The sequence below is a fragment of the Achromobacter sp. DMS1 genome, from assembly GCF_001270295.1.
The window spans coordinates 1-10,856 of sequence record NZ_LHSJ01000133.1 but is presented as its reverse complement, the minus strand read 5'-3'; the positions used below and the strand labels follow the sequence as shown (position 1 = coordinate 10,856).

The 10,856-nt window shown below is 68.4% G+C and carries 4 protein-coding genes and 4 pseudogenes; 4 read left to right on the top strand and 4 right to left on the bottom strand.

All coding sequences use genetic code 11. The annotated features are described in order from the left end of the window. A pseudogene (locus AD428_RS29120) lies at window positions 1-3,994 on the top strand (molybdopterin-dependent oxidoreductase); the annotation flags it as partial. A 279-nt stretch (window positions 3,995-4,273) separates the two neighbouring features. Then, window positions 4,274-4,552 (top strand): (2Fe-2S)-binding protein, encoded by a 279-nt coding sequence (locus AD428_RS15655; RefSeq protein WP_053245789.1) that lies wholly within the window; start codon window positions 4,274-4,276, stop codon window positions 4,550-4,552. A 254-nt stretch (window positions 4,553-4,806) separates the two neighbouring features. Here AD428_RS15655 and AD428_RS15650 read toward each other — a convergent pair. Further along, window positions 4,807-5,731, bottom strand: a pseudogene (locus AD428_RS15650) (LysR family transcriptional regulator). A gap of 111 nt (window positions 5,732-5,842) precedes the next feature. Here AD428_RS15650 and AD428_RS15645 point away from each other — a divergent pair. Both AD428_RS15645 and bfr read left to right on the top strand, forming a co-directional pair. After that, window positions 5,843-6,758, top strand: a pseudogene (locus tag AD428_RS15645) (DMT family transporter). Between the two features lie 354 nt (window positions 6,759-7,112). After that, a complete protein-coding gene (gene bfr, locus AD428_RS15640; RefSeq protein ID WP_053245793.1) occupies window positions 7,113-7,589 on the top strand; it encodes a bacterioferritin in 477 nt (158 codons plus the stop codon). Between the two features lie 152 nt (window positions 7,590-7,741). Here the strand turns inward: bfr and AD428_RS15635 are convergent. The 3 genes and pseudogenes from AD428_RS15635 to AD428_RS15625 all read right to left on the bottom strand — a co-directional run bounded on the left by AD428_RS15635 (window position 7,742) and on the right by AD428_RS15625 (window position 10,748). Further along, window positions 7,742-8,423: pseudogene (locus tag AD428_RS15635) on the bottom strand (hypothetical protein). Between the two features lie 36 nt (window positions 8,424-8,459). Continuing rightward, complete coding sequence (locus AD428_RS15630; RefSeq protein ID WP_053245788.1) at window positions 8,460-10,067, bottom strand: peptide chain release factor 3; 1,608 nt, start codon at window positions 10,065-10,067, stop codon at window positions 8,460-8,462. A gap of 51 nt (window positions 10,068-10,118) precedes the next feature. Next, complete coding sequence (locus AD428_RS15625) at window positions 10,119-10,748, bottom strand: LysE family translocator (RefSeq protein WP_053245787.1); 630 nt, start codon at window positions 10,746-10,748, stop codon at window positions 10,119-10,121. Between the last annotated feature and the right edge of the window lie 108 nt (window positions 10,749-10,856).

The following is a 10,856-nucleotide window of genomic DNA, read 5'->3' as shown; positions in this document are numbered from 1 at the left end:
CCGGCCATCATCCTCGACTCCATCTTCGAGGGCGGGCTGCTCATCAACCTGGAAGACCTGACCGCCGCCGTCATCGCCGCCCTGCTCGTGGCCGCGCTGGCGCTTTTCTTCCAGTACACGTCCAGGACCGCGCGCGCGGCCTGCGCGCCGTGATGGACGAGCACGGGCCCGAGGCGGTGTCGTTCTACGTGTCCGGCCAGATGTCGCTGGAGGCCCAGTATCTCGCCAACAAGCTCGCGAAAGGCTACATCCGCACGCCCCACATCGAATCCAACTCGCGGCTGTGCATGGCCAGCGCCGGCAGCGGCTACAAGCTGTCCCTGGGGGCGGACGTCCGCCCGGCTCGTACGAGGATTTCGACCGGGCCGACCTGTTCTTCGTGTCGGGCGCGAACATGGCGGACTGCCATCCGATCCTGTTCCTGCGCATGCTGGACCGGATCAAGGCCGGCGCCCGGCTCATCGTGGTGGATCCGCGCCGCACCGCCACGGCGGAAAAAGCGCATCTTTTCCTGCAGATCCGTCCCGGCACGGATCTCGCGCTGCTCAACGGCCTGCTCTACCTGCTGGGCGAGAACGGCAAGCTGGACGAGGCGTTCATCGCGGCCCACACCGAAGGCTGGGAGCAGATGCCCGCCTTCCTGGCGGACTATGCGCCGCCGCGCGTGGCGCGGATCACGGGGCTGTCCGAGTCGGACATCCGCCTGGCGGCGCGCTGGATCGGCGAGACGCCGAACTGGATGAGCTGCTGGACCATGGGGCTGAACCAGAGCACGCACGGCACGTGGAACACCAATGCCCTGTGCAACCTGCACTTGGCCACGGGCAGCATCTGCCGGCCCGGCAGCGGGCCGTTCTCGCTGACGGGGCAGCCCAATGCCATGGGCGGGCGCGAGATGGGCTACATGGGGCCCGGGCTGCCCGGCCAGCGCAGCTCGCTGTCGGAGGCCGACCGCCGCTTCGTGGAGGCGGTCTGGCGCCTGCCCGAAGGCGCCCTGCGGACCTCGGGCGGGCAAGGCGCCATCGACATGTTCCTCGCGATGGCGGACGGCGAAATCAAGGCCTGCTGGATCATCTGCACCAACCCCGTGGCGACGCTGCCCAACCGCGCGCGGGCGGCGGCCGGGCTGGCCGCGGCCGAGCTGGTGATCGTGCAGGACGCCTTTCTCGACACCGAAACCGCCCGCCATGCCGACATCCTGCTGCCGGGCGCGCTGTGGGCCGAGGCACAGGGCGTAATGATCAACTCCGAGCGCAACCTCACGCTCATGAGGCAGGCCGTCGAACCGCCCGGCGAAGCCATGCCCGACTGGCGCATCATTGCGGAAGTGGCGCGCGAAATGGGCTTCGGCGACGCGTTCGATTATGCCGGCGCGCAGGATGTGTTCGAGGAGATCAGGCGGTTCTGGAATCCGCAGACCGGCTATGACCTGCGCGGCGCCAGCTATCGCGCGCTGGAACAGGCGCCCATGCAGTGGCCCTGTCCGCCCGGCGCCCAGCCGCGCGCGCAGCCCGGTCCGCTACGTCGGCGACGCCGCCAGCCGGCCCGGGGCCGCCTCTGCCAGGACGGGCCCGGTATTCCCCACGCCCAGCGGACGGGCCGTGTTCCACGCCCGTCCGCATGCGGAGCCCGCCGAGCTGCCGACGTCGGAATATCCCATGGCGCTCAACACGGGACGGCTGCAGCATCAGTGGCACACCATGACCAAGACCGGCAAGGTGCCGACCCTGAACAAGCTGAATCCCGCGCCTTTCGTCGAGATCCATCCCGAGGATGCGGCCGCGCTGGGCATCGCGGCGGGCGACGGCGTCGAGATCCGCTCGCGCCGTGGCCGCGCCGTATTGCCGGCCAGCATTACCGACCGCGTCCGGCCGGGCTGCTGCTTCGCGCCCATGCACTGGAACGACGCCTTCGGCGACGAGCTCTGCATCAACGCCGTCACCAGCGATGCGGTCGACGCCGTATCGCTGCAGCCCGAACTCAAATTCTGCGCCGTCGCGCTGCGCGGCCGTCGCCGGCGCGCCGCAAATCCGCGGCAGCCTGCCCGAACCCTCCGCAGCCGGCAAGCCGGCCGAGCAAACCGCCATGCCCCCACTCGACATTCTTGCCAGCCGGTTCGGCGCGGTTGCCGAACCGCAGTTAACCGACGCGGAGCGCGCCTACCTGTCCGGTTTCTTTGGCGGCCTGCGCATGAATCCCCCCGACCCCGGGCGGCCACGTGCCCGCCCTGCCCGGCCGACGCCGCCGTTTTCCGGCGCCGCGCGGCTCTGGCTGAACGGCTTGCTCGCCGGCCTGTACAGCCGCGCCGGCGCCCCACGCGAAGCGGGCGAGGGCGCGGCCCCCAGGCCCGCGACGGCGGAACCGCGCGTGCTGCGGGCCCGTCCCAAAGTGCTGCTGCTGTGGGCGTCGCAGACCGGCAATGTCGAATCGCTGGTGGAGGCCTACGCCACGCAACTGATGCAGTCCGGCTTCGAAATCCGGGTCGCCGGCATGGCCGACTGCCGGCCCGCCGACCTGCCGCAGGCCCAATACGCGCTGTTCATGACGAGCACGTTCGGCGACGGCGACCCGCCCGACAACGGCCGCGACTTCTGGGCGGCGCTGAATGCGGACGAAGCCGCCCGGCTGGAAGGCATGCGCTACGCCGTGCTGGCGTTCGGCGACCGCAGCTACGACCAGTTCTGCGGCCACGGGCGCAGGCTGGATGCCCGGCTGGCCGAACTGGGCGCTGTGCGCCTGGCCGAGCGCGTCGACTGCGACGTCGAGTACCAGCCCGACGCGGACCGCTGGCTGGAACGCATGACCGCGCTCATCAAGCAGGCCGACGCCGCCCGGTACGCCGTGCCGGCCGATGGCACCGCGCCGGCCGGCGCCATCGCCACGCGCGCCCGGCCCGCGCCCGCGCGGCTGCTGCAGAACCGGCGCCTGAATCCGCCGGGGCGCCGGTAAGGACACGCGTTTCGTGTCGCTGTCCGCCCAGGCCGCGGGCCTTGAGTACGAGTGCGGCGACGCGCTGGGCGTCTGGCCCAGCAATTGCCCCGAGCTGGTCGGCGAGGTGCTGCGGCTCACCGGGCTCGATGCCGACGCGCCGGTGACGCTGGGCGGACCTGGGCGAACTGCGCCTGGGCGATGCCCTGGCGCGCACCTGGACATCGCGCGGCCGCATGCCGACACCCTCGCCTTCATCGCGTCGCGCGACCGCGGCGGGACGCTTGCGGCGCTCCTGGCCGAGGACCGCAAGGCCGACCTGAAGCGCTGGCTGTGGGGACGCCAACTGGCCGACGTGCTGCACGAATGCCCGGTGCCGCTGTCGGCCCAGGAGCTGGCGGCCATGCTCAAGCGCATGCAGCCGCGCCTGTATTCGATCGCTTCCAGCCCGGCCGCGCACGCCGGCGAAGTCCATCTGACCGTCTCGGCGTTGCGCTATCACAACGGTCGGCGCGAGCGCAAAGGCGTGGCCTCGACCTTTCTCGCCGACCGGGCGGACGAGGCGCCCGTGCCGGTGTTCGTGCAGCGTTCCGCCCATTTCCGCCTGCCCGCCGGCGGCGATACCCCGATCATCATGGTCGGCCCGGGTACGGGCGTCGCGCCGTTCCGGGGGTTTTTGCACGAACGGCGGGCGCGGGGCGCGCAAGGCCGGAACTGGCTGTTCTTCGGCGAGCGGCACCGGCATACCGACTTCTACTACCAGGAAGAGCTGTTGGCCATGCGCGCCGACGGCCTGCTTAGCGAGCTGGACCTGGCGTTCTCGCGCGACCAGCCGGACAAGGTCTATGTGCAGCACCGCATGCGCCAACGCGGCGCGCGGCTCTGGGCATGGCTGGAGGAAGGCGCGCATTTCTATGTCTGCGGCGACGCCGACCGCATGGCCCGGGACGTCGATGCCGCCTTGCGCGCCATCGTGGCGGAGCACGGCGGGATGTCCGCCGGGCAGGCGGACGAGTACGTGGCCCGGCTGGTGAAAGACCGGCGCTACGTCCGCGACGTCTATTGAGCATGGCGCGCGTCGGGGGCGGGGCCTTCGCCGCCTGCTCCGTAAGGCCGATACCGCGGTTGGCGCAGCCTGCGTAACTTGCGCGAGACGCCTGGCGTTTTTCGGCTGCGCCGGGAGCGGCGATTTCACGGATTTTCGCTGGCTTCCGGCGGCACTGGTGCATGCCTGGAACAATGAAACCCGTCCCGTTTTTATTGTCGCGTCCGGTTACCTTGTTCCGGCATTTGCGGCGTTGCGCGGGTCTTGTCAGCGCCAGAATTATTTTCGATAATTGTTCTCATGTACATTTGCGTATGTAATGCCGTCACCGAACGCCAAGTCCGCGCCAGCGTGGACGCGGGTGCGTCGACGCTTTCCGACCTGCAATTCGAGCTGGGCGTAGCCACGTGCTGCGGCTGCTGCGCGGCCACGGCCGCCGAATATCTGCCGGGCGGCCGCTGCTCCAGCGTGTGCGACGTGCGCTCCATTGCCGTTCCGGTCAACACGCCGGCCGCTGTCGCGGATCCGGACGTACCCGCGGCCAACACTTTTCCTGTGCCGCTGGTGGCCGTCGCCTAAGGCTGAAATCCGGCGTACGGCTCTCGAGAGCCCGCTGTCCGAAGCTCGCCGCTTCGCACCGCAGGCCGTTCGGTTTCGCGGTTTCTCCGCGCCGTTCTTCTTGCGTTCTTCTTATTCTCCGAGCCGCTCTTCCTGTTTGGCGTCGTCCCGTCCCGCCGGACGTTCTTCTTGCCGGCCCGTTCACGCCAGGCCGTGACGCGCGGCGCATCGCCTGCGGCGTTCCGCCGATCGGTCGGGCCGTCTCCCGGTCCGGGTCAGCCGGCCTCCAGCGCTTCTTTTCCCACATGTTCTGCCGCGCCGCCTGCCAACGGGCCATCGGCGCGCGTCTTCATTTCGGTGTCGCAGAACTCGCCGATGCAGGCGGCAAGCTGGCGTGCCGGTTCACGCCCGCCCGGGGCCAGGCACAGGGCGAGTTCCGTGGGCGGCACGGCGGCAGCAGGCCGTCCAGCACCTCGTGCGCCGGCAGCAGGCAGCGGCGCTCCAGCAGGGCCACGCCCAGCCCGCCGCCAGCGCCTGCCTGCAGGCCGATGAGGTTGGGGCTTTCGTAGGCGATGCGCCACCGGCGCCCCGCCCGTTCCAGGGCATGGATGGCGCGGTTGCGGTACACGCAGCCCTGCGGAAACGCCACCAGCGGCACGGGGTCGGCCGGCCCGGGGCGGCCCGTTTTGGCGCCGATCCAGTGCAGGCGCTCCGGCCATGACGCCAGCGCCTGCCCGCCGACCGCCGCGCCCGGTTCGCGCTTTGAGCAGCGCCCACGTCCAGGTCGCCGCGCTCCAGGCTGCGCGCGAGCGCGGTGCTGAGGTCGCAGCGCACCGACAAGCGCACGCCGGGGTGGCTGCGGGCGTAGCCGGAAACAATGGCGGTCAGGGTTTCGGGCGCGAAATCATCGGGTATGCCCAGGCGGATCACCTCCACGCGTTCGCGTCCCCCGATGGCTTCGCTTGCTTCCGTGGACAGCGCCAGCATGCGGCGCGCATAGCCCAGCAGCCGTTCGCCGTCTTCGGTCAGGCGGATTTGCCGGCCTTCGCGGACGAAGAGCGTGCATTCCAGCGCTTCTTCCAGCTTGCGGATCTGCTGGCTCACCGTGGACTGGCTGCGGTGCACCCGCTCGCCGGCCCGCGTAAAGCCGCCGGCATCCACCACCGAAACAAAGCTGTGCAGAAGGTCGAGATCGAGCATGGCGGTCTATCCATTGGAATTTCAAATACTTTTGATCCGAATAAAGAGTTTGTCAATGGATGGCGGCGCCCGCAGAATGGGCCCATTCGTTGCCGCATCAAGGATCCGTCCATGAAACTCGCCTCGACCCTGCAGAGGCCGGCCGTCCCGTCTTCTGCCCCCGCCGCCGTGGCCTGGGCTCCCATCGCCGCCTTCTGCGTGCTCTGGAGCTCGGCCTTCGCCGCCGCGAAGATCGCGGTGCGCGACTGTCCGCCGCTGACGCTGCTGACCATCCGTTTTCTCGTTGCCGGCCTCATCATGCTGGCGCTGGCCGCGGCGCACGGCAAATGGCGGCCGCCGCCCCTGCGCGAAACCGCCGCCCTCGTCCTGCTCGGCGTGCTCAACAACGCGCTCTACCTGGGCCTGAGCTGGTCGGGCATGACCCGCGTTTCGTCGGCCTTCACGGCCGTGCTCATCAGCACCAACCCGCTGCTCATCGGCATGCTGGCCGGGCCCGTGCTGGGCGAACGGCTGGGCTGGCGCAAGCTGGCGGGACTCTGCCTGGGCCTGGCCGGTGTGGCCATGGTGCTGCGCTCGCGCCTGGGTGCTATGCAAGAAGACCTGCATGGCACCCTGCTCGTCGCGGGTGGGCTGGTCGCGCTGGTGGCGGGAACCCTGCTCTACAAACGGCTGAAGCCCGCCGCCGGCCTTTGGACCGCCACCGGCATCCAGTCGCTCGCTGGGCGCCGCCGCGCTGCTGCCGTTCGCGCTGGCCTCCGAAAGCCTGGGCGACGCGCGCTTCACCGCCAGCCTGTTCTGGAGCATGGCCTACATGATCGTGGCGGTATCCATGGGCGGGTACTACCTGTGGTTCATGATCCTCGGCCGCGTGAGCGCCACGTCAGCAAGCGCATTGCACTTCCTGATGCCGCCGCTCGGCCTGCTGTTCGGGTGGGCCGTGCTGGGCGAGCCCGTGTCGCTGCTCGACATGCTGGGCATTGTGCCGATCGCGATGGGCATCTGGCTCGCGACCCGCGCCGCGCCGTGATCTTCGGGGTTGTGGATATGCAACGCGCGCATCCGCGCGGAATTTTCGCCAATTCGCCGCGCCGGCGCCCGTAAAAGAGGCCCGGCCGAACGCGTTTGCAGCCGCGTTTCGGGCAGGCGGCATCCGCGCAGGCCGCGACGCGCCGGCGCCGCCCATGCAAGCCATCACGCACGCATACTCATTCTCATTCGTTTGTCGCTTACTTATTGCGCTTGCAAAGACATTTACGAAATGCAGGCCGAGGCTAGTCGCCGGCCGTCGGCTGATGTTAGTCTGCGTTCGTTGCGTACGCGCGGCATCGTGCGCTCCTGCCGCGATGCGGTTCGCGTCGCGCCAGACTGCAAGGAGTTCATCATGAAAGGCGATAAAACCGTCATCCAGTATCTCAACAAACAACTGACCAACGAGTTGACGGCGATCAACCAGTACTTTCTGCATGCGCGCATGCTGAACCACTGGGGCTTCGACAAGCTGGGCAAGCACGAATACGAGGAATCCATCGGCGAAATGAAGCACGCCGACCGCCTCATCCAGCGCATCTTCATGCTGGATGGCCTGCCCAACCTGCAGGATCTGCACAAGCTGCTCATCGGCGAAGACGTGCCCGAACTGCTTGCCTGTGACCTGAAGCTCGAACAGGCCGCGCAAGCCACGGTGAAGGAAGCCATGGCGTACTGTGAATCGGTCCGAGATTACGTCTCGCGCGATCTGTTCCAGGACATCCTTGACGACACCGAAGAGCACATCGACTACCTGGAAACCCAGATCGACCTCATCGACAAGGTCGGCCTGCAGAACTACCTGCAAAGCCAGATGTCCACGTCCGAATAAGCGCGCCCCGCGCGCCGGCCGCAACCCGCCTGACGGCGGGTTTTTTTGTGCCTGGCCAAGGTCTCGGCGCGAACAGAAAGCGTTTGGCAACGAGTCTGCGATATAGAAAAAGCGCCCCGTGGGGCGCTTGGGCAACGCGTTGATCGGTTTTCTTACGGCCGCGCCGGACACTCCGGCATGGTGCCCCAGGCCCGGTTGGGGGCACAGTACTTGTTGCGGGCATTCCAGGAGCAGCTCGGGCGTTCAAAGAAGCCCTGGTTGGCGCAGCGGGCCAGTTCCTGGCGCAGGGCGTCCTGCCAGCCGGGCGCGCCGGGCGCGGGCGAGGAGTTGGGGGGCGGCACGGCTTGCACGGCCTGATTGCCATAGCCGCCGGCCTGCGTTTGCGGCGGCGGCATGACGCCGCCGTTGACAGCGGCCGAGGTGCCCGGGGCTTGGAGGTCCAGCGTGGAGACGTCGGAAGGGCCCGAGGGCAGCGGCACCTGCGAGCTGGAGGCGATTTCGCGGGCCTGGTCCATGGTGATGCGCTCGCGCGAGATCTGCACGGAAGGGTCGCTCACGGTGTCGAACAGCGAGACGGTGTTGATCGTCCATTCGCGGTCGGCCGGACGGTCGGGCACGCCCAGCGTGCCGTCGACGCGGGGCTGGGGGAGGCTGGGGCCACGTAGGGCCGCCATTGGCGTCGAGCACCGGTTGTTGCGAGGCGGCCGCATCCTGGCCGGGAGCGGGAGCCGCCACGGGCGCGTGCGCCACCAGCCAGTCTCCCAGTTGAATCCCGCCCCAGGCCGACGCGCCGAGCGCGACCAGGAGCGTTGCGAACAATAAACGCCAAGACATTGCTACCCTCTTCTGCCGTGCGGAACCCCTACGGGTCTACGCTTTGTCTCCGAATACCTTGCCGCCATGCTCGCGCATGGCGTGGAACTTCACTTCGGGATACAGTTCCTCGGCTACGCGCAACTGCGCGGGGGAACCGATCAAAAACGCCGCCGCATCCACCACATCATAGGCGATATGGGCGGCATTGGCATCCATGAACTTGCGCAGGGCCTTGGGGTTATCGGAAGTAATCCAACGTGCCATTGTGTAGCGCGAAGGCATCATGCGCGCGTCCACGCCGTACTCGGTTTTCAGCCGGTGCGCCACCACTTCGAACTGGAGCTGGCCGACCGCGCCCAGCAGCAGCGAGCCGCCGGCGGCTTCCGGGCGGAACACCTGGATGGCCCCTTCCTCGCCCAACTGGGTGAGGCCGGTGCGCAGTTGCTTGGTGCGCAACGGATCTTTGACTTCCACGGCCTGGAAGAGTTCGGGCGCGAAGAAGGGCAGGCCCGTGAATTGCAGGTTCTCGCCCTCGGTGAGCACGTCGCCCAGTTGCAGGATGCCGTGGTTGGGAATGCCGATCACGTCGCCGGCATAGGCTTCGTCGAGCAGTTCGCGCCGCTGCGACAGGAACGACACCACGTTGTTGGGCCGGATTTCCTTGTTGGTGCGCGCCACCTTGAGCCGCATGCCGCGCTCGAAGCGGCCGGAGCTGACGCGCACGAAGGCCACGCGGTCGCGGTGGGCGGGGTCCATGTTGGCCTGCACCTTGAACACCACGCCGGTGAATTTCGGCTCTTCGGGCTGCACCACGCGCTGCAGGGCGGTGCGCGGGCCGGGCGGCGGGGCCTGCTCGACCAGCGCGTCCAGGACTTCCTGCACGCCGAAGTTGTTGATGGCCGAGCCGAAGAAGACCGGCGTCTGCCTGCCGGCGAGGAATTGCTCGCGGTCGAAGGCGGGGGCGGCTTCGTTGATGAGCTCGATCTCGCTGCTGGCCTGGTCGAAGGCCGCGCCGAAGCGCCGCCCGATCTCGGGATTGCCCAGCCCTTCGATGAATTCGTCGTTGTCGCTGCGGCGCTCCTGCCCGGGGCGGAACACGCGCATGCGGTCGCGGCGGATGTCGAACACGCCGCCGAAGGCCTTGCCCATGCCCACCGGCCAGGAGAAGGGCACCGCGTCCATGCCGAGGTGGCCCTCGATCTCGGACAGCAGGTCGAGCGGCTCGCGTACTTCGCGGTCCATCTTGTTGATGAACGTGATGATGGGCGTGTTGCGCGCGCGGCAGACCTGCAGCAGGCGGATGGTCTGGGGTTCCACGCCGTTGGCGGCGTCGATCACCATGAGGGCGGCGTCCACCGCCGTCAGGACGCGGTAGGTGTCTTCCGAGAAGTCCTGGTGGCCCGGGGTGTCGAGCAGGTTGATGACGCAGTCGCGATATTCCATCTGCATGACCGAGGAGGCCACGGAAATGCCGCGCTGCTTTTCGATTTCCATCCAGTCGGAGGAGGCATGGCGCGAGGCCTTGCGGGCTTTCACGCTGCCGGCGATCTGGATGGCGCCCGCGAACAGCAGCAGCTTTTCGGTCAGCGTGGTCTTGCCGGCGTCGGGGTGGGAAATGATGGCGAACGTCCGGCGCCGCGCTACTTCTTGAGGAATATTCATGGTCGAGGATTTTACAGACGCCGGTTTGCGCCCCGGCGCGGCGGCGCCCGGTCAGGCGTGGCGGCGGAAGGTGGCCAGGAAGACGCCGGCCAGGATGAACAGCGAGCCGAAGGTGCGGTTCATCCAGCGGATGTGCCGGGCGCTGCGCAGCAGCCGCAGCACGCGCGCGGCCAGCAGGGTGTAGACGCCCATGGCCACCAGGTCGGTGAAGGCCAGCGTGCCCGCCAGGGCCGCGTATTGCGGCACCAGGGGCAATGAGGTGTCCACGAACTGCGGCACCACCGCCAGCAGGAAGACCGTGCCCTTGGGGTTCATGGTGTTGATGAGAAAGCCGCGCACCACCAGCTCGCGGATGGACGCCTGCCTGGGATCTCCCGCGTCCACCGCCACCGGGGCGGCGTCGGTGCGGATCTGGCGCACGCCCAGGTAGATGAGGTAGGCCACGCCCAGGTACTTCACCACGTTGAAGGCGATTTCCGAGGTGGCCAGCACGGCCCCCAGCCCCACCGCCACCACCAGGAACTGGAACAGGATGCCCATGATGAGGCCCGCCGTGTTCCAGTAGCCTCGCGCGAAACCGTATTTCAGGCCGGAGGACATGGCCGAGATGGCGCCTGCGCCGGGCGAGAACGAAATCGCCCAGGAGGCCACGAAAAAGGTCAACCAGGTGGAGAGAGGCATGGTGGAACTCCGCGTTCGGGATACGGGGAATCTACTTGCTCAGCAATGCCGCGCGCGGGGCTCCCCGGCGTTGGCCGCTTTCGGCGCGGCGGGGGAGCCTGGCGCGGC